The organism is Microbacterium sp. AK009, from assembly GCF_013410955.1.
Classification (GTDB): Bacteria; Actinomycetota; Actinomycetes; order Actinomycetales; family Microbacteriaceae; genus Microbacterium.
Map to the genome: position 1 here is coordinate 18,223 of NZ_JACCCG010000007.1, position 18,999 is coordinate 37,221.

The following is an 18,999-nucleotide window of genomic DNA, read 5'->3' on the forward strand; positions in this document are numbered from 1 at the left end:
ACCCCGCGACTCACCCGGCGACTCACGCGGTGAAGGGCACGCTCCCGGCGCTGCAGTACGACCCCGGCGAGTGCACGACGTGCGCGATGCGCAGCTCGGCGTCGACGTCGTCGCCCACCTGGGGTGCGAGGTCGGGCGAGATCCGCCAGTCGAACGCCTCGGCATCGGGGTTCTGCCGCGCGTGCTCGCGGAGTCCCAGCGGCACGAGCCGGAGGCGCCGGTCCACCCACTCGGCGTCCCAGGGTCCCTCGCGGAGGATCTGCTCGGCCGCGCGGAATTCGTAGTAGATCGTCCGGCGCAGGCGATTACCGGTCACGGCCTCCGAGCCGTGGACGATCATCACGTCGTGCACGAGCACGTCGCCGGGGTTCAGCTCGACCTGGATGACCCCGGGCGCGTCCCATCCGTACTCCTCCTGCAGCTGACAGACGTCGACCGGGGCGAGGTGGGAGCCGGGGGCGACCCGGAGGGCGCCCTCGCCGGCGCGGGAGGCGTCGAGGTAGACGTCGATGTTGAAGATGCGGTTCGTGCGGGGGTGCACGGCGTCCTGGTGCCAGTCGATCGCGGCCCCGTCGCCGGCGTCCTTGAACACCAGCGACTCGTAGGTCGGGACGAAGTCCGTGCCGGCGAGGCTCTCAGCGATCCCCAGCACCGCGGGGCTGCCCAGCAGCTCGAGCGAGGCGGCCTGGCCCTTGTTGTGGAGGTAGTCGACGCGGAACATGCGCTTCTGCCCGCCACGGTTCGCCCAGGCGTAGTCCGCCGCGTCGGGGTGATCAGGACCGAGGGCGCGCCCCTCGGTCATCCAGGCATCGGATGCCGCGCGGAGGCGCTCCAGCAGGGGAGCGGGGATCCGGTCGCGGAGCACCAGGTAGCCGTGGGCGTCGAAGAACGCGATCTCTTCGGAAGTCAGGTGCCACGCGCGCGTCGGTGCGGGGGTGCGGGTGAGGGTGGTGTCGGTCATGGCAAGAACGCTACGGAGCACTCCGTCGTAGATCTTCCCGGGATGCATGGCAGAATTCCGGGATCATGAGGATGCTGGAGGAGCGGCCGGAGTGGTTCGGCTTGGCGTCGTTCCGCGGAGCGGTACCGGCGATGTTCGCCGCGCACCGGCACGATGACCTCGAAGTCAACGCCGCGCCGTCACCGCTGGTGTACCTCATCGATGGGCGCGAGGTCACGATCCCGGCGGGGAGCCTGGGGGTGTTCTGGGCGGCCCGGCCGCACCGGCTGGTCACCGCTGTCGACGAGGTGAGCTGGCTCACCGTGCCGCTCGGGGTCGCCCTCGGCTGGTCGTTGCCGGGCGGATTCATCGGCTCTCTCCTCGCCGGCGACCTCGTGCTGGTGTCGGAAGGCGCAGGGCTCGCGCTCGCCGAGCGCGCGGAGCTGTGGGCCGGCGCGCTCTCGCACGAGCCCGGCGACGTCGAGCGGCGCGCGGCAGAGCTCGAAGTCGAGGCGCTCCTGCGGCGGATCGCCGCGCGCCGCACGGAGGTCGCCCCGGGGCATCCGGGGGTCAAGGGCACAGCCGGAGAGATGGCCGCCTTCATCTCGGAGCGCTCGGGCGACGACCTGCGGGTGGAGGATGTCGCCCGGCACGTGCACCTGCATCCGCAGTACGCCATGACGCTGTTCCGGCGGGCGCTCGGCATCACGATCGGCGAGTACCTGCTGCAGTGCCGGGTCGCGCGGGCGCAGCGGCTGCTGCTGACGACCGACCTGCCCATCAGCGAAGTCGGCTTCGCCGCCGGGTTCGGCTCGCAGAGCCAGTTCTACGCGCGATTCCGCGATCGCTGCGGGGAAGCGCCCGCCGCGTACCGGCGGCGGCTCGCCGGCGCCTGACGAGCTTCGGGGATTCGCGCCTACTTCAGAGCCGACCCCGGCACCTCGTCCGGAGTTCGCGCGGTTCTCCGAAGCCGGAGGGCAGGGCGGGGAGCAGGACAGGGGGAGATGGGCGGGGATGCGGGCGGGAGGCGACGCTTCAGGCGTCGAGTACGCGCCACTCGGCGAAGAAGTCCCGCACCGTCTTCTCACCGAGGTCGCGCCGCACCGTTTCGAGCAGGCGGCTCGCCTCGGCATCCGTTCCGGCGTTCACGCGGAGCACCGGAGCGTCGCTGTCGGAGCGCACCACCACGAGGTCGAACGTGGGGGCGGCGAGGTCGTCGCCCCCACCCATGACGGCCAGCGCGAACGCGCCGAGGTACTTCGCTGCGCGCTTCAGCGGCGACGGATGCCGCACCTCCAGCCGTGCCTCGAGCACGCGCGCCGCGAGGGTGCTGTCGTCGAGGTTCACGCCGACTCCCGCCACACCGTCTCGCACTCGAGCATCACCTCGGCGCCGCCGGGGGCGCCGCCGATCCGGTCGAGCACCAGCCGCGCCGCCTCGGCGCCCAGCCGTGCCGCGGGCTGGCGCACGGTCGACAGGGCCGGCAGGGTGCGGCGCGCCCACGCCGAGTCGTCGAAGCCGACCACGCCGACATCCTCGGGCACGCGGCGTCCGGCCGCGCGCAGGGCCTCCACCGCCCCGGCGGCGACGGCATCGGAGGCTGCGAAGACGCCGTCGATGTCGGGTGAGCGCGCTAACAGCGCCTGCATGCCCTCCCTCCCCGCCGAGTACGAGTACAGCGGCACGGGTTCGACCAGAGTCTCGTCGAACCGGTCGCCGAGCGCCTCGCGGAATCCGGCGAGGCGATCGGACCCCGAGTCGCGGTCGAGCGCGGCGGCGATCATCCCGATCCGCCGGCGACCCGTCTCGACCAGGCGCGAGGTGATGGCCCGGGCCGACCCGCGGTTGTCGATGACGACGAACGAGGCCGAGGAGGCGCCGGGAGGGTGGCCCACATACGCCGCGGGCAGTTGGAGGCGCTCCACGACCCGCGTGATCGGGTCGTTCGCGCGGGCCGAGACGATGATGACGCCGTCGACGAAGCCGCCGGAGAGGTAGCGGGCGACACGGTCGGTGTCGCGGCCGGTGTCGGCGATGAGGACGGCCATCTGATGGTCGGCCTCCGAGAGGGCGGCGTTGGCGCCCAGCAGGATCTCGCCGATGTTCGGATCCTCGATGAACAGCGAGTGGGGCTCGTGCACGATGAAACCGACCGCCTGGCTCCGCTGCATGACGAGGTTGCGCGCCGCGGTGTTCGGCACGTATCCGACCTTTGCGATCGCCGCTTCGATGGCCTCGCGTGCGCCGGACGAGACATAGCGGTCGCCGTTGACGTACCGGCTGACCGTGCCGCGCGAGACCCCGGCCTCCTGCGCCACATCGTGCACGGTGGCACGCTTCGGGCGCACGGGCGGAGAGGTCACGAGGCCACTGTAGCCCCCGCCGTCCGACTTTCCGCTTGACAGCTGACCCGCGGAGATGCCAGTGTGTGTACGTTCACAGACTCTCGACGAGGAGTTGTCGTCCGGGAAACTGTGCACGTTCACACAGCAACCGCAGACAACACCGTATATCTGGAGATCCGTGGACCATCTCGCAACGACGCTCCCCCCGCAGAGCGACGACGCGCTTCTCACCGAGATCGACGTGTCGCCGGCTCGCCCGCGCTTCGCGCACCAGGGTGTCGCCTTCGGCTGCGACTACAACCCCGAGCAGTGGACGCCCGAGGTGTGGCGCGAAGACGTCGCCCTAATGCGCGAGGCCGGAGTCGACCTCGTCGCGATCAACGTCTTCGGCTGGTCGGCGCTGCAGGGTCCCGACGGCGTCTTCCACTTCGACGAGCTCGATGAGGTCGTCTCGCTGCTACACGACAACGGCATCCGCGTGAACCTCGGCACCGGCACCTCGTCCGCGCCGCCGTGGCTGACCACGCGGCATCCTGAGATCCTGCCGGTGATGGATGACGGCACCACCCGGTACCCCGGCGGTCGCCAGGCCTGGTGCCCGAGCTCGCCGGTGTTCCGCCGGTATGCGCTCGCGCTGGTCGAGGCCGTCGCCGCGCGGTACGGGGCGCACCCCGCCGTCGCCCTGTGGCACGTCTCGAACGAGCTCGGGTGCCACAACGCCGAATGCCACTGCGCCGAGTCGACCCGCGCCTTCCGCCGGTGGCTGCGCGCGAAGTACCGCACCATCGACGCCCTGAACGCCGCCTGGGGGACGAGCTTCTGGAGCCAGCGCTACACCGACTTCGATGAGGTCCTCACGCCGCTGCGCACCGTCTCCACCCGCAACCCCGGTCAGGTTCTGGACTACCGCCGCTTCTGCAGCGACGAGGTGCTCTCGCACTACCGGGCCGAGCGCGACGTGATCCGTCGCCACAGCGACATCCCCGTCACCACCAATTTCATGGTGACCGCCCACATCGAGGCCCTCGACTACTGGACCTGGGCGCCCGAGATGGACGTCATCGCCAACGACCACTACCTCGACTCGCGCCTGGCCGACCCGCTCGCCGAGCTCGCGTTCACCGCCGACCTCACCCGGGGGCTCGCCGGCGGCGAGCCGTGGCTGCTCATGGAGCACTCCACCGGCGCGGTGAACTGGCAGCCGGTGAACCTCGCGAAGGCGCCGGGCCAGATGACCCGCGACTCGCTCTCTCACGTCGCGCGGGGCGCCGATGCCGTGTGCTACTTCCAGTGGCGCGCCTCGCTCCAGGGTTCGGAGAAGTTCCACTCGGCGCTCCTTCCCCACGCCGGCACCGACAGCGCGCTCTGGCGCGAGGTGCGCGAGCTCGGCGCCCTCATCGGTCGCCTTGACGAGGTCGCGGGCACGACCGTCACCGCCGATGTCGCGATGCTCTTCAGCTGGGAATCGTGGTGGGCCGCCGACGCCGAGAACCGCCCGAACCACGCGCTCGGCTACCTCGACCAGGTGCACGCGATCTACGGCGCGCTGCGCGACCTCGGCCACACGGTCGACGTGGTCCGGCCCGGTGTCGACCTCTCGCGGTACCGCCTCGTGGTCGTGCCGGGGCTGCACCTCGTCTCCGACGCCGACGCCCGCGCGCTGGACGGCGCGGCCGCCACCGGCACCCACGTCGTCGTCACCTTCTACAGCGGCATCGTCGACGAGAACGACCGGGTCCGCCCCGGCGGTCACCCGGGCGCCTGGCGCGACCTGCTCGGCATCCGCGTCGAGGAGTTCGCCCCCGTCCTTCCCGGAACCACCGTCGCCCTCGACACCGGCGTGACCGCGACGATGTGGACCGAGCGGATGTCGGTGACCGACGCGACGGTCGTGGCACGCTTCGCCGACGGGCCGTCGGCGGGCTTCCCGGCGATCACCCGCCGCACCGGCGGATCCGCCGGCAGCGGCGACGCCTGGTACATCGCGACGCTCCTGGACGCACCGGCGCTGCGCGACCTGCTCGAGACCGCCGCCGCGGCGGCCGGCGCGAGCCCCGAGCCCGGAGCCGGACGCGGAGTCGAGATCATCCGTCGCCGCGGCGCCGACCGCGCCTACCGCTTCGTCATCAACACCACCGACCGACCCGTCGAGGTCGACGCGGTCGGAGACGATCTCGTGACCCAGAGCCGCGCGACGGGGACCATCGTCGTCCCCGCCGGCGGCGTCCGTGTCATCCGTGAGCAGCCGACAGAGGAGACGGCATGACCACTTCGCCATCCATCGCCGGCCTCGCCGGCACGGTCGCGGCGCCCGACGCGCCGCCGCAGAAGCGCAAGCGTCCGCGCGTGCAGAACCCGTGGGCGATCGTCGCCTTCGTGTCGCCGTTCGCGCTGGTCTTCGCGCTCTTCTACGTGATCCCCATCGGCTACGCCGTGTGGCAGTCGCTGCTCGTCGTCGAGCGCGAGGGAACGTTCGGTGAAGCCCGCGAAGTCTTCGGCGGGTTCGCGCAGTATGCGCTGGTCTTCCAGAACGCCGAGTTCTGGTCATCCGTGGGCCGGGTGTTCCTCTTCGGGGTCGTCCAGGTGCCCGTGATGCTGGGCCTCGCGCTCCTGTTCGCCCTGCTGCTCGATTCGCCGCTGCTGCGGGGGAAGAAGTTCTTCCGCCTGGCGTTCTTCGTGCCGTACGCGGTGCCCGGCGTCATCGCCGCGATCATGTGGGGCTTCCTCTACTCGCCCAACCTGTCGCCCTTCGAGGCGGTCACCAGCCAGGTCGACTTCCTCTCCTCCGACCTGGTGCTGTGGTCGATCGCGAATGTCGTGACGTGGGTGTTCGTCGGCTACAACATGCTGATCATCTACTCCACGCTTCTTGCGATTCCGGGCGACATTTACGAGGCGGCGCGTCTGGACGGCGCGGGGCAGGCGCGGATCGCGTGGTCGATCAAGATCCCGCTCATCCGTCCCGCCCTCGTCCTCACCGGGGTGCTGTCGATCATCGGCACCCTGCAGCTGCTCGCCGAGCCGCAGACCTTCCGGGCGTTCAGCTCGGCGGTCACCAGCAGCTACACCCCGAACATGACGATCTACGCCACGAGCTCGATCCCGAACGTGTCGCTGGCGGCGGCGTTCTCGGTGGTCCTGGCCCTCGCGACCTTCGTCCTGTCCTTCACGTTCCTGCGCATCACCCGGCGGAAGGCGGCGGCGTCATGACCACGACGACCACGATGACGGCCGTGAACCCCACGGCGTCGCGCCGTCGGAAGAGCGGCGGACAGGATGCCGGGGGTCGCGGACCCCGCGAAGGCGTCATCCCCCGCACCGCCGCGTTCATCGTCATGGGGGTCTTCACCCTCTACTTCCTGACGCCCATCTGGTGGCTGCTCATCGCCTCCACGAAGGACCGGGGCGACCTGTTCAGCACCAACCCGCTGTGGTTCGCGGACTTCCGGTTCTTCGAGAACGTCGGGGCCCTCGTCGCCTACCGCGACGGGGTGTACCTCCGGTGGCTGCTGAACAGCCTGCTGTATGCCGGCGTCGGCGCCGTGGTGGCGACCCTCCTGGCGTCGATGTGCGGCTACGCCCTGGCGAAGTACCGGTTCCCCGGCCGCGAGACGCTCTTCAACGTCGTTCTCGGCGGGGTGCTCGTCCCCGCGACAGCGCTCGCGCTGCCGCTGTTCCTGCTCTTCAGCCAGGTGCAGCTGACCAACACCTTCTGGGCGGTCTTCCTTCCGAGCATCGTCAGCCCGTTCGGTGTCTATCTGAGCCGCGTCTTCGCCGAGGCATCCGTCCCCGACGAACTGCTCGAGGCGAGCCGCCTCGACGGCGCGGGGGAGATCCGGACCTTCTTCACCGTGTCGATCCGCCTGATGTTCCCGGCACTGGTGACGGTGTTCCTCTTCCAGTTCGTCTCCATCTGGAACAACTTCTTCCTGCCGCTGATCATGCTGCGCAGCGAAGAGCTGTTCCCGGTGACCTACGGGCTCTACGCCTGGAACTCCACGATCAACCAGTTCCCCGAGCTCCGCACCTTCGTGCTCGTCGGGTCGCTGCTGTCGATCGTTCCCCTGATCATCACGTTCCTGCTGCTTCAGCGGTATTGGCGCACGGGCCTCGGCACCGGCGCGCTGAAGTAGCCCCCCCGCCCGGGCAGCAACCCGGGCACCCACCACCGAGAGAAGGAAACAATGCGTTCAACGAAACGAGCGGCCGCCGCAGCCCTGCTCACCGTGTCCGCGCTCGCCGTCGCCGGCTGTGCGGCCGGCGGAGGCTCGGGCAGTGGAGGCGACGCCGCCTCCTGCGAGCCGGCCGGCGAGGATGTCACCCTCACGTTCACCTCGTGGATCCCCGGCATCGAGGATGCCGTCGCGATGTGGAACGAGGAGAACCCCGACATCCAGGTCGAGGTGCAGACGGGCCCGTCAGGCAACGCCGGCACCTACCAGAACTTCTTCAACCAGCTCGAGGCCGGGAACGCTCCCGACCTCGGTCAGATCGAGTACGACGCGCTGCCGAACTTCCGCGTGCAGGACGGCCTGGTCGACCTCGGCGCCTGCGAGGACGTGCTCGCCGCCGAGGACCAGTTCCTCGACTGGACCTGGGGCCAGGTGACGCTCGGCACCGAGGACGAGGTCTACGGCATCCCGCAGGACCAGGGCCCGATGGCGCTGTTCTACCGCAGCGACCTGTTCGAGCAGAACGGCATCGAGGTTCCGACCACGTGGGAGGAGTACCGCGAGGCTGCCGTGAAGGTGCGCGAGGCCGGTGGGTACATCACCAACTTCTCCGACAGCGACATCAACCAGTTCGCCGGCTTCGTGTGGCAGGCGGGCGGTCAGTGGTTCGAGAACGACGGCGACGCCTGGACGGTGAACCTCACCGGTGAGGAGTCGACGACGGTCGCCGACTACTGGCAGGACCTCATCGAGAACGACCTCGTCTCGACCTACCCGGCCTGGACCGACGAGTGGAACAACGCCTACAACTCGGGCGAGGTGTGGACCTGGAACTCGGCCGTGTGGGGTGCGAACTCGATCCTCTCGGGCGCTCCGGACACCTCGGGCAACTGGTCGGTGGCCCTGGCCCCGCAGTGGAACGCCGGTGACCAGAAGGCCGGCAACTGGGGTGGCTCGTCCATCGCGGTCTTCAACGGCACCGACCACCTCTACGAGGCGGCGAAGTTCGCGCTGTGGCTGAACACCTCGGAGGAGGCGCTCACCTCGCTCAACGAGACCGCGCAGATCTACCCCGCCACCACCGCGGGCCTCGAGCTGCCCGTGCTGAAGGAGGGCGTGGAGTTCTACGGCGGACAGGCGATCTACGACGTCTTCGCCGAGGCCGCGACCCAGGTCGACCCCAACTTCACGTGGGGCCCGACCATGACGCAGACCTACGGTGACGTCTCCGACGGCTTCAAGGCCGCCGCTCAGGGCAACGGCACGCTGCTCGAAGCGCTCGAGGAGGGCCAGGCGGCCACGATCTCGACGCTCGAGGCGCAGTCGATCCCCGTCGCGGAGTAACCCGCTGCACGACACCGGCGCGGCCCAATCCGCGCCGGTGGCCGGGGCCCCTCTCGCCGGGGGCCTCGGCCGACGAGCCCACCCTTTCCTGCGTGTCGCCCGTCCTCTTGCGAGGACGCCGCGGCAGGCGGGATCGGGTGGGCTCGTACGCACGTGGGCCGTCCGGGCGCACGACGTCGAGGTGGCGCAGATGGTGACCTTGGCCGGGTGAAGGTCACCATCTGCGCCACCTTCGTCTCGAGTTCCGCCGCGAAAGTGGCGCAGATCGTGACCTCGAGGCGCGGAAGGTCGCCATCTGCGCCACCTTTGTCGATGGGTGGATGCCGCGCAGCGGCGAGGTGGCGGAAATGGTCGCGCGTGCGACCTGTCGGCGACCATCTGTGCCACCCCGGTCCGCGCCGGTGATCGAGGTGGCTCTGTTGGTCGGGTTCGGCGGCGATGGGCGACGATTCGTGCCACCCCGATCCGCGCCCCGTTGTCGCCGGTGATCGAGGTGGCGCAACTCGTCGGGTTCGGCCGGGGGTCGACCGACGGCGCGAGGTGGTGGGGCGTGAATCCGCCCGCGCAACCCCCGCATCGCGACGCCCGCGGCCGGGCAGAATGAGCGCATGAGGCTCGTTCGCGCAGGACTGTACCTAGTGCAGGCGGTCATCGTCGGCGTCGTCATCACCCTCACCGCCATGCCGGCCACCGGCGAGGTCACCGCCCGGCTGGGGGGAACGGATGTCGCGGTCGCGACGGTCCACGCGGGATGGGCCGCGATGGTGCTGCTCGCCTTCGGCGGGCTCGTCGACGCCGCCGTCGCGCGCATCGAATCGCTCGCCACGCGCGCGCGCCTGGTCACCTGGATCGGGTGGTCGCAGCTGTCGGGCGTCGCGGTGTTCCTCATCGCCCAGCTGAACGGCATAACCGAACTCACCACCCTCGTCGCGCTCTACGCCCTGACCGCCGGCGCGGTCATGCTGCTCGCCCTCGACGGCGCCCTCGTCGCCCCGCGCCGCGACGACCCCAACCCCGCCCACGCCTCCAACACCCCGACGGCGCCCCAGAGCATCCGGGGTCTTCGGCGCCCCGCCGCGCTGGCGGCGGTCATCGGCATCGTGCCCTGGGGCTTGATCGCCTTCGCGCAGATCGGCGGGGGTGTCGTCGGCGACCCGGTCCGGCTCGGGACGCGCATCGTCACCCTCGTCGTCCTCGCGCTGTCGATCGCGGTGTGGTTCCGCGGCTGGTTCCGGCCGGCGGACGCCGACGCCCCGGGCATCCTCCCCCTCCTGGCGACGACCGCGCTCGCATGGGGAGTGGTCCTCGCGGTCGGCTGAGCCGCGCCGCCGCTCCATCGCGCCGCCGACCGAGGTGCCGCACCGCCTACGCCCGGAACGCCCGCAGCAGCGTCGCCGCGAGTGCCGGCCACCGCCGGTGCATCCGGAACCGCGTGAACCCCTCGCTCACCGTCGCCCCCGTGCGCGACGACACGAACCACGGCGGCTTTGGCAGCACCGAGAACCGGCCGCCGCGCGTGAGCGCGCTGAGCGAGCGCGGGAAAGGCCGGAACGGTCCGCGGGCGACCGAGCGCTCGACGTCGTCGAGGAGCAGAGCGTTGTGCACGACGCCGATGCCGCTTCCGACGTCTTGCAGCGTGCTCCCGGGGAACGCGCTCCAGGTGAGCGTCGGGGTGAGGAAGACGAAGGCCGTCCAGGCGTTGATCGCGATCGCCCCGTACCGCAGGTCGGCCACCGCGCGCTCGAAGCCGTCGCCGAGCGCCGCCTCGGTCGCGGGGTCGATCAGGATGTTGGCGCCGAGCGTGCCGGTCAACCGCTCGTTCGCGTGGGTCACCGCGGCGTCGAGGAACTCCTGACCAAGTCCCGGGAGCGCGATGACGCCGAGGACCGGCGCGAAGTACTCGGTCTCCTCGATCGGTCCGGGAACAGCGCCCGCCTCGGTCTCGACGAGCAGTCGCGTGCCGTCGGCGCACCACACCGCGTCGGGGTAGGCCGCCGCCGCGGCATCCATCCGTTCCGCACTGCCCGGGTACCAGGGCGTCCGCGGGGTCGCCTCGTCGTACGCGCGGCGGAGCGCCGCCAGGAATTGCGCGCGCTGCGGCCAGTCGCGACTGATCAGCACGACCTGCCCGGCGATGCAGTTGTGCCCGGCGTTCTGCAGCCGCATGGTCGCGATGTGCTCGGCCTGATAGCGGATGTCGGCAGCCGACCATTCCCCGGGCACCACGATGATCGGCGAGACCCCGCCGAGCTCGGCCGTGATCGGCTTCTTCAGTGCGGGACGGTTCTCACGACGGCGGCGGCGGGCCTGCGGCCCGTCGCCCCACACGATCCGCTCGAACGTCGCCGCAGACCCGGTGATGTGCACGTGGTCGATGCCGGGGTGCGCGGTGAGGGCGGCGCCCACCTCGGGTCCGCCGGCGATCACGCGCAGGAATCCCGGCTCGATGAGCGGAGCGAGCGCGCGCGTGAACACCGGCAGCAGCGCCTCCTGCGTCGGGTTCAGCTTCAGCATCGCCACGCGGTTGTGGGCGAACAGCTCGTACAGCACATCGGCGACCGGGATGGAGGTGACGTTGCCGGCGCCGAGCACGAGCCCCACCCCGCCGGGGGTCCCGGGGGAGCGCTGCGCGAGACCGGCCCTCGCCCGAGCCTCGGCCTCGGTGACGCCCGGTCTCAGCCACACCTCCCCGGTGAAGCCCGACAGCAGCAGCGCGTCGATCGGGCGGAGCGGGAAGGCGTCCACGCGAACGCGCCCCCCGGGCGCGGTGGTGACGCGCACCCCGTCGAGCGGGTTGCCGCCCTGCGCCAGGCGACGGAGAGTGGACGCCAGGGCGTCGACGAGTTCGATCGCGCCGTACGGGCCCGAGAGCCACTCCTCACCGCGGAGGGGGTGAGCGGCGTCGAGGCCCTTCGACCGCGCCGCCGCGGCCGCCCACTCGGGGGCGGCGTCACTGATGCTCGCATGCACCCGGTCGAGCAGGCGCGCCCGCTGCGACACGGTCAGCGCGACCCAGGCCCGCGATCCCTCGCGCAGGTCATGAAGGGCGACGTCGATGTTAGGTGCCGGCACGCGCCCAGCCTAAGCCGCTGTGCCGGTGCCGGTGCCTGTGTCACTGCCGGTGCCAGTGCCTGTGCCACTGCCGGTGCCGGCCGTGGTCCCCTGACCGCCGGCCCCGTCCGCCGCGTCGGCGGCATCCCCCTCGAGGGCCTCCAGCGCGTCAGCGACGGCCCGCATGCCCGCGAGGGTCTCGGCGAAGCTCGTCGACAGCGGCGACAGTCCGATGCGCAGGCCCCCCGGGTCGCGGTAGTCGGGGATGACGTCGTTCTCCCAGAGACGCGCCGTCACGGCGCGCATCTGCGGATGCCGCAGCGTCACGTGCCCGCCCCGATCGGCCCCGTCGCGGGGCGATCCGAGGGTGACGCCGTAGCGGGCGAGCAGGTCGCCCGCGAGGTCGACGGCGAAGCCGGTGAGCGCACGCGACTTCTCGCGGATCGGCCCGATGCCCGCCTCATCGATCATCGCGAGGGTGTCTTGCATCGCGAGCATCCCGACGATCGGCGGGGTACCCGACAGGAACCGGCCCATGCCGTCGGCGGGTTCGTACCGCGGCCCCATCGAGAAGACGTCGGCGGCGCCCATCCACCCCTGGATCGGCTGGGTGAGCTCCGACTGCAGCCGCGTCGCCACGTAGGCGAAGGCCGGCGACCCGGGGCCGCCGCCCAGGTACTTGTACGTGCAGCCCACCGCCAGGTCGGCGCCCCAGGCGTCGAGCTCGACGGGGACGGATCCGGCGGAGTGGCAGACATCCCACAGCAGCAGCGCACCGGCGTCGCGGGCGACGGCGGTGAGGGCGGGGGCGTCGGCCAGGTGCCCCGAGCGGTAGGCTACGTGCGACAGCACGACGAGGGCGGTCGCCGGACCCACCACAGCGCGGAGCTGGTCAGGGGTGACCCCGGCGGCGGTGTCGACCTCGATCCACCGGATCGTCGCGCCCCGCTCGGCGGCGATCCCTTCGACGAGGAACCGGTCGGTGGGGAAGTTGTCGGTGTCGATGACGATCTCGACCCGGGCGGGGTCGAGACGGCGCTGGCGATCGACGGCGGCGCGCATCAGCTTGTACAGCAGCACGGTGGTCGAATCGCCCACGACGGTCTGCCCGGCCGCCGCCCCGAGGGTCACCCGGCCGATCTCGTCGCCGACGGCGTAGGGGAGGCGCATCCACGCCTCGTCCCATCCGCGGATGAGCCGCCCGCCCCACTCGTCGGTGACGAAGCGGGCGAGCCGCTCAGCGGTCGCACGCGGGGGCCGGCCGAGGGAGTTGCCGTCGAAGTAGACCAGCGAGGTCTCGGATCCGACGAACCGGTCACGGAAGCCGCGGAGGGGGTCGGCGGCGTCGAGAGCGGATGCCGCGGCATCCCAGTCCTGCGCACCGGCACGCTCACGGGGGTCAGTCATCGTCGTCCTCACTGTCGGCGTTCGCGGCCTCGTCGTCGAGGTCGGGGAGAAGGTCTTCGCTCGGCAGCACGCTCGCCGAGGCGAGCCAATCGGCGAGGGCGGCGAGGCCGTCGGCGCCGCTCGGCGGCCGGCCGCGCAGGAACGTGCGCACCCCCGGCAGCGACGCGGTGCCGGGCCACGGGTCGGTCAGCGCGGCGACGAGGTCGGAGGCGTCGCAGCCGGCCGAGATGAGGGCGCGGAGTTCGCGGGGGTTCACCCCGAGCGGCAGCTCGCCGTTGCCGAGGTCGGTGCCGTAGACGACGCGGCCGCCCGCCGCGCGGAACGCCCGGAGGTTCTCGCGGGCGATACCGGCCGCCTCGGCGTCGTCGCGGTGGATGTCGAGGGTCGAGATCCACATCTGCGCGGCGGCCGCACGGGCGATGAGGGCCTCGTCGAGTCGCTCGGTGAACGGCGTATGCGCGAGGGCGTCGACCCCGGCGTCGACGGCGCGCCGCGTCATCCCGTCTCCTTCGACGTGCGCGACGACGACGAGCCCGGCAGCGTGCGCCGTGTCGACGATCGCCGCCACGGCGTCGTCGGGAAGGGGGCGTTCGTGGTGGAGGACGATCTTGATGACCGATGCCCCGGCGAGCCGTTGCTCGTCCACCGCCGTCGCCGCGCCCCCGGCTCGCCCGACCTGGGGGGAGGGGTCGGTGATCTGGCGGACGATGGCGGGCGGGGCCCACTCGCGACCGGCGGGGTAGCCGCCGAGGGTGGTGAGGAAGGCGCCGGCATAGGTCACGTGCGGGAGCGCGCCGGCGGGGCGGGCGGCGAGCGCCGCGGGGTCGCCGCCGAGGTCGACCACCGCCGCGATCCCGCCGAGCGGCAGACGCTCGCCGTTGATGAGGTGCAGGTGCACGTGGTGATCGACGAACGCGGGGAGCGAGACGCCCGCCTCGTCGGTGAGGGCGCGACGAACCGGGGTGGCGTCCGGTCCGAGCAGTGCGCGGAGCGGCTCAGGATGCGGCATCGGGCACCTCGGTGCGCACCGCCCAGAGTTCCGGGAAAAACGCGAGGTCCAGGGCGCGGCGCAGGAACGGCACCCCGCTCGACCCGCCCGTTCCGGTCTTGCCGCCGATGATGCGCTCAACCGTCTTCAGGTGACGGAAGCGCCAGAACTGGAAGTTCTCCTCGAGGTCGACGAGTTCTTCGCACGTCTCGTACGCGGCCCAGTGCGTCGCGGTGTCGGCGTAGATGCGCGTGAAGACGGGCACCAGCTCGGGCGTGAAGGTCCACGCCTGGGTGACGTCGCGGTCGAGGATCTCGCTCGGGATGTCGTAGCCGGTGCGCGCGAGGAGTCGGAGGAACTCGTCGTAGAGGCTCGGCTGCTCGAGCGCGGTGCGGACGAGCTCATGTGCGGCGGGGTCGGCGTCGAACACCTTCAGGACCGCGGCGTTCTTGTTGCCGAGCGTGAACTCCACGGCGCGGTACTGCGCCGACTGGAAGCCGCTCGCCTTGCCGAGGACGCTCCGGAACTGGGCGTACTCGGTGGGGGTGAGGGTCGCGAGCACCGACCACTGCTCGGTGAGGGTGCGCTGGATGTGCTTGACCCGCGCGATGCACTTCAGCGCCGGGGCGAGTTCGTCTCGGCGCAGCAGTCGGCACGCCTCGGCGAGCTCGTGCAGCACGAGTTTCAGCCACAGCTCGGTGGTCTGGTGCTGCACGATGAACAGCAGCTCGTCGTGGTGCTCGGGGTCGCTCAGCGGCAGCTGCGCAGACAGCAGGGTGGGAAGTTGCAGATAGCCGCCGTAGCTCATCCGGTCGGAGAAGTCGGTCTCGACCGTGGGCTCCAGTGGACGGGTGTTGCGCTCGACCGTCACTCCGTCAGCCTAGCCAGTCGCGGGGGGTCGGCTGTGGGCGCGTGGGGTCCGGGCGATGGGGGTTCGGGTCCGGTCGGGTGGGGCGCGGGTCGTCGCCGGTGCGGGTCGGGTCAGCGGACCGTGACCAGCACCCGCTGCCATCCGGTCGATCCGTCGGGTGCGATCGGCGCCCGCTCCTGGATCTGGGTCTCGCCGTCGCGGTTGACCGCGCGGACGGCGACGTAGTGGGTGCCGGCAGTGGCGTCCCAGTCGAGGAACCACTGCACCCAGGTGTCGTCGTTGATCGGTGTCGACAGCGTCGCCTGCTGCCAGGGGCCGTCGTCGATGCTGACCTCGACCCGCTCGATCCCGACGGTCTGGGCCCAGGCCATGCCCGCGATGGGCGTGCGCCCGGCGGGGATCGGGGTGCCCGTACGCGGGGTGTCGATGCGGGAGGAGAACTTGATCGGCGCCTCGGCGCTGTACCCGCGGGGGGTCCAGTAGGCCTCGTCCTGCGCGAAGGTCGTGACGGTCAGCTGGGTGAGCCACTTGGTCGCCGAGACGTAACCGTAGAGGCCCGGCACCACCATCCGCACCGGGAAGCCGTGCTCGAAGGGGAGCGGTTCGCCGTTCATCCCGACGGCGAGGATCGCGTCGATGCCGTCGTCGGTGACGGCGCTGAGCGGCGTGGACGCGGTGTATCCGTCGACGCTGCGCGAGAGCACCATGTCGGCGCCCTCCTGCGGTCCCGCCATCCGCAGCACGTCGCGGAGCGGCACGCCGAGCCAGACGGCATTGCCGACCAGCCCGCCGCCGACCTCGTTCGAGACGCACGTCAGGGTGACGGCGTACTCGTCGAGCCCCATCGCGACGAGATCGTCGAAGCTGAGCTCGACGGGGGTGTCGACCATGCCGTCGATGCGCAGGCGCCAGGTCGCGGGGTCGATCGACGGCACGGTCAGCGCGGTGTCGACGCGGTAGAACTCGTCGTTCGGCGTGATGAGGGGCGACAGGCCCGGGATGTCGAAGCTCGCCCCGTCGGGGATCGTCACCGTCGTGCGGGGTGCGGGGAGGGCCAGCTCTTCGCGGACGGCCGCGAGGGACGAGGTCGCGGCGTTGACGACGCGGGAGCCCGCGCCGACGACGACCGCCGCCGCGGCGGTGAGGAGGCCGGCGCGAAGGAAGGCGCGCCGATCGACCGAGCTGGATCGTTCGGCGACGGGGTTCTGCCCGTCCCTGGGTGCGGCGTCGGTCTGCGGGCCGGCGGGAGCGGCGTCCGTTTGCGCCACACCGGCTGCGGTCGCGCGCGGCGCGCGCCACCGGCGGAGACGGTTGACGAGCAGGATGAGGGCGAGGACGCCGGCGACCGTGCCCACGAGCGGCGGCAGAACGCTGAGGGGGGTCGCGCCGGCACGCGTGAGCGTCGCGGCGCCCGAGAGGATGCCCGCCAGTGCCAGGGCGGCGACCCCGAGCGGCGGCCGGACGTACTGCAGAACGCCCGCCGCTGCCGCGGCGACGACCACGCCGCATCCGATCCCGATCAGCAGCACGACCTTGTCGGCGTCGCCGAAGGTGGAGATCGCGAACTCCTTGATCGGCTGCGGGACGATGTCGATGAGGAACGACCCGACCGCGAGGATCGGGCTCGCGCTCCGCGCGACGAGCAGGGCGACGAGTTCGGCCGCCGCGAGGAAGGCGGCGGCGGCGATGATCCCGGATGCCGCGGCCCACCCGATCGGGCGACGTGCCGTCGACGTGGTCATGCGGGCCCCTTCCGCTCTACGGCCTGACCTCACCTGTTCGTCGCGGGCGGAGGATCGGATGGCGCGTGCGGCGGACGGCGCGGCGCCGCGCGGGGATGGGCTGGCGCGCAGGCGCGTGCGCGGGCGGGGGATCGATGGTGCGCGGCCGCGGGCGCGCGGATCGAGGTGGCACAAATGGTCGCGTTCAGGGTCGAACGGCGACCATCTCCACCACGATCGGGCACGCGCCATCCACGTGGCACGAATGGTCGCGTTCAGGGTCTCGGGGCGACCATCCTCGCCACCTCGATCGGGCGCGGTGCGCGGGGAGCGGGCGCGCGGATCGAGGTGGCACATATGGTCGCGTTCAGGGTCTCGGGGCGACCATTTCCGTCACCTCGATCGGGCGCGACGCGCGGGGGAGCGGGCGCGCGGATCGAGGTGGCACATATGGTCGCGTTCAGCGCCTCGGGACGACCATCTTCGCCACCTCGATCGGGCACGCGCCAGCCACGTGGCACAAATGGTCGCGTTGAGGGTCGAACGGCGACCATTTCCGCCACCTCGATCGGGCGGCGCGGCGCGACGCGCGCGCCTCGGGTCAGAGGAGCGCCAGCTCCCGCAGCTTCGCCTCGACGTCGGAGTTCGAGGGCTCGACGTGGTGCGAGGCGTCGGGGTAGACGACGACGGGGATGTTCGTCCGGCCCGAGATCTCGCGGGCGACGTCGGCAGCTTCCGGCTGTGCGACGAGGTCGACGTAGGTGTAGGCGACGCCCAGCTCGTCGAGCTGCTTCTTCGTGCGGATGCAGTCTCGGCACCAGTCAGCGCCGAACATCGTGATGGGGGTGGCGTTGTCGGTCATGCATCAATCCTTTCGTGCCGACCATGGACAACACCTGAGGGCGCTTCACGCATTCCCCCACGCCGCGCGCCGCCCCGCACGATCATGCGACGATGGTCGGCAGTGCAGCTCTCGATCATCGTCCCGACCTTCAATGAGGCTCCGAACATCCCGGAGCTGGTCTCGCGCGTCTCGGCGGCGGTCGAGGGCATCGAGGCCGAGATCATCGTGGTCGACGACAGCACCGACGACACCCCGGCCGTCGTGGAGGAGGTCGCGCGCAGCGCGGCGCTCCCCGTCCGGCTGATCCACCGCGCGAAGCGCACCGGGGGCCTCGGCGGCGCGGTGATGGCAGGCATGCAGGCCGCCGCCGCGGATGCGTGCCTGGTGATGGACGCCGATCTGCAGCATCCGCCCGAGAAGATCCCCGAGCTCTACCGACGTTTCATCCAGGGCGGCGTCGACGTGGTCATCGCCTCGCGCTACGCCGGCGGCGGCACCTCCGGCGGCCTCGCCGACCGCACCCGCGTGCTCGTCTCGAGCGCGTCGACGGCGCTGACCAAGGCGATGTTCCCCATCCGGCTGCACGAGGTCACCGACCCGATGACGGGGTTCTTCCTCATCGACCGGCGCGCGGTCGATCCGGCGACGCTCATGCCGCGCGGGTTCAAGATCCTCCTCGAGATTCTCGCGCGGCGCTCGCTGCGCATCGCCGAAGTGCCGTTCGACTTCGCCGAGCGTCACGCGGGCCGGTCGAAGGCGTCGTTTCGTCAGGGCCTGCACTTCCTCGCGCAGCTGACCGCGCTGCGCTTCGGCAAGATGTCGCTGTTCGCCCTCATCGGCGGACTCGGAGCGGTGGCGAACCTCGCGATCATGTGGGTGCTGATCCAGTTCGGCGTCGGCTACATCGTCGCGGCCGTCATCGCCGCCGAAGCCACGATCATCGGCAACTTCCTGCTGCAGGAGCGCTTCGTCTTCCACGACATGAAGCACGAGGCATCCGGTGTCTGGACCCGCTTCGCGAAGTCGTTCGCCTTCAACAACGCCGAGGCGCTGATCCGCATCCCGGTGATCGCGCTCCTGGTGGAGACGTGGCACATCTCCAGCGTGATCGCCGCCGGGATGACCCTCGTGGTCGCCTTCCTCCTGCGGTTCATGTTCCACTCGCTGGTCGTCTACGCGCCGCGGCGCGCGGGTGCCCCGAGCCGCGCGCGGCAATTCGTCGACGAGCTCGACGCGCAGGCGATGTCGCCCGGCGAGCTCTGACGCGCTCCGCTCCTGCGCTGCGCTGCGCGCGCGCCGCCCGCGCCGCCCCCGCC

The 18,999-nt window shown here is 71.4% G+C and carries 16 protein-coding genes; 7 read left to right on the forward strand and 9 right to left on the reverse strand.

Annotation, left to right across the window (positions count from 1 at the left end):
- Nucleotides 1-22: 22 nt before the first annotated feature.
- Nucleotides 23-961 carry a phytanoyl-CoA dioxygenase family protein gene (locus HDC37_RS15690; RefSeq protein ID WP_179561348.1) on the reverse strand — a complete coding sequence of 313 codons (939 nt, stop codon included), beginning with the start codon at nucleotides 959-961 and terminating at the stop codon, nucleotides 23-25.
- Nucleotides 962-1,026: 65 nt separating this feature from the next.
- On the opposite strand from HDC37_RS15690, the gene HDC37_RS15695 reads away from it, so the two are divergent.
- A complete protein-coding gene (locus HDC37_RS15695) occupies nucleotides 1,027-1,836 on the forward strand; it encodes a helix-turn-helix domain-containing protein (RefSeq protein ID WP_179561349.1) in 810 nt (269 codons plus the stop codon).
- 139 nt (nucleotides 1,837-1,975) lie between these two features.
- Here the strand turns inward: HDC37_RS15695 and HDC37_RS15700 are convergent, their stop codons facing one another.
- Nucleotides 1,976-2,287, reverse strand: coding sequence for a hypothetical protein (locus tag HDC37_RS15700; protein WP_179561350.1), 312 nt, complete (start codon nucleotides 2,285-2,287; stop codon nucleotides 1,976-1,978).
- Nucleotides 2,284-3,303 (reverse strand): LacI family DNA-binding transcriptional regulator, encoded by a 1,020-nt coding sequence (locus HDC37_RS15705; RefSeq protein WP_179561351.1) that lies wholly within the window; start codon nucleotides 3,301-3,303, stop codon nucleotides 2,284-2,286. Before HDC37_RS15705 ends, HDC37_RS15700 begins: the two co-directional genes overlap by 4 nt.
- A 223-nt stretch (nucleotides 3,304-3,526) precedes the next feature.
- Here HDC37_RS15705 and HDC37_RS15710 point away from each other — a divergent pair, with 223 nt between their 5' ends.
- From HDC37_RS15710 to HDC37_RS15730, 5 genes are all read left to right on the forward strand, one after another.
- Nucleotides 3,527-5,551 (forward strand): beta-galactosidase, encoded by a 2,025-nt coding sequence (locus HDC37_RS15710; protein WP_308472255.1) that lies wholly within the window; start codon nucleotides 3,527-3,529, stop codon nucleotides 5,549-5,551.
- The gene (locus HDC37_RS15715) at nucleotides 5,548-6,495 is read left to right on the forward strand and encodes a carbohydrate ABC transporter permease (RefSeq protein WP_179561353.1); all 948 of its coding nucleotides are present in this window, start codon (nucleotides 5,548-5,550) and stop codon (nucleotides 6,493-6,495) included. The genes HDC37_RS15710 and HDC37_RS15715 overlap by 4 nt, the downstream gene beginning before the upstream one ends.
- Nucleotides 6,492-7,418, forward strand: coding sequence for a carbohydrate ABC transporter permease (locus tag HDC37_RS15720; RefSeq protein WP_257021575.1), 927 nt, complete (start codon nucleotides 6,492-6,494; stop codon nucleotides 7,416-7,418). Before HDC37_RS15715 ends, HDC37_RS15720 begins: the two co-directional genes overlap by 4 nt.
- A gap of 51 nt (nucleotides 7,419-7,469) precedes the next feature.
- A complete protein-coding gene (locus tag HDC37_RS15725) occupies nucleotides 7,470-8,801 on the forward strand; it encodes an ABC transporter substrate-binding protein (RefSeq protein ID WP_179561354.1) in 1,332 nt (443 codons plus the stop codon).
- A 608-nt stretch (nucleotides 8,802-9,409) separates the two neighbouring features.
- The gene (locus tag HDC37_RS15730) at nucleotides 9,410-10,120 is read left to right on the forward strand and encodes a hypothetical protein (RefSeq protein ID WP_179561355.1); all 711 of its coding nucleotides are present in this window, start codon (nucleotides 9,410-9,412) and stop codon (nucleotides 10,118-10,120) included.
- 46 nt (nucleotides 10,121-10,166) lie between these two features.
- On the opposite strand, the gene HDC37_RS15735 is transcribed toward HDC37_RS15730, so the two are convergent.
- The 6 genes from HDC37_RS15735 to HDC37_RS15760 form a co-directional block, all read right to left on the reverse strand.
- Nucleotides 10,167-11,873: an aldehyde dehydrogenase family protein gene (locus HDC37_RS15735; protein WP_179561356.1), complete on the reverse strand. Its 1,707-nt coding sequence runs from the start codon at nucleotides 11,871-11,873 to the stop codon at nucleotides 10,167-10,169.
- A 9-nt stretch (nucleotides 11,874-11,882) separates the two neighbouring features.
- Nucleotides 11,883-13,259, reverse strand: a complete 1,377-nt coding sequence (locus HDC37_RS15740; protein ID WP_179561357.1) for a kynureninase — start codon at nucleotides 13,257-13,259, stop codon at nucleotides 11,883-11,885.
- Nucleotides 13,252-14,268 (reverse strand): hypothetical protein, encoded by a 1,017-nt coding sequence (locus HDC37_RS15745; RefSeq protein ID WP_179561358.1) that lies wholly within the window; start codon nucleotides 14,266-14,268, stop codon nucleotides 13,252-13,254. The genes HDC37_RS15740 and HDC37_RS15745 overlap by 8 nt, the downstream gene beginning before the upstream one ends.
- Nucleotides 14,255-15,118 carry a tryptophan 2,3-dioxygenase gene (kynA, locus tag HDC37_RS15750; RefSeq protein ID WP_179561359.1) on the reverse strand — a complete coding sequence of 288 codons (864 nt, stop codon included), beginning with the start codon at nucleotides 15,116-15,118 and terminating at the stop codon, nucleotides 14,255-14,257. The genes HDC37_RS15745 and kynA overlap by 14 nt, the downstream gene beginning before the upstream one ends.
- A gap of 110 nt (nucleotides 15,119-15,228) precedes the next feature.
- Nucleotides 15,229-16,860: a molybdopterin-dependent oxidoreductase gene (locus HDC37_RS15755; protein WP_179561360.1), complete on the reverse strand. Its 1,632-nt coding sequence runs from the start codon at nucleotides 16,858-16,860 to the stop codon at nucleotides 15,229-15,231.
- 580 nt (nucleotides 16,861-17,440) lie between these two features.
- Nucleotides 17,441-17,701: a glutaredoxin domain-containing protein gene (locus HDC37_RS15760; protein ID WP_179561361.1), complete on the reverse strand. Its 261-nt coding sequence runs from the start codon at nucleotides 17,699-17,701 to the stop codon at nucleotides 17,441-17,443.
- 102 nt (nucleotides 17,702-17,803) lie between these two features.
- Here HDC37_RS15760 and HDC37_RS15765 point away from each other — a divergent pair, with 102 nt between their 5' ends.
- Complete coding sequence (locus HDC37_RS15765; protein WP_179561362.1) at nucleotides 17,804-18,946, forward strand: glycosyltransferase family 2 protein; 1,143 nt, start codon at nucleotides 17,804-17,806, stop codon at nucleotides 18,944-18,946.
- Nucleotides 18,947-18,999: the final 53 nt, after the last annotated feature.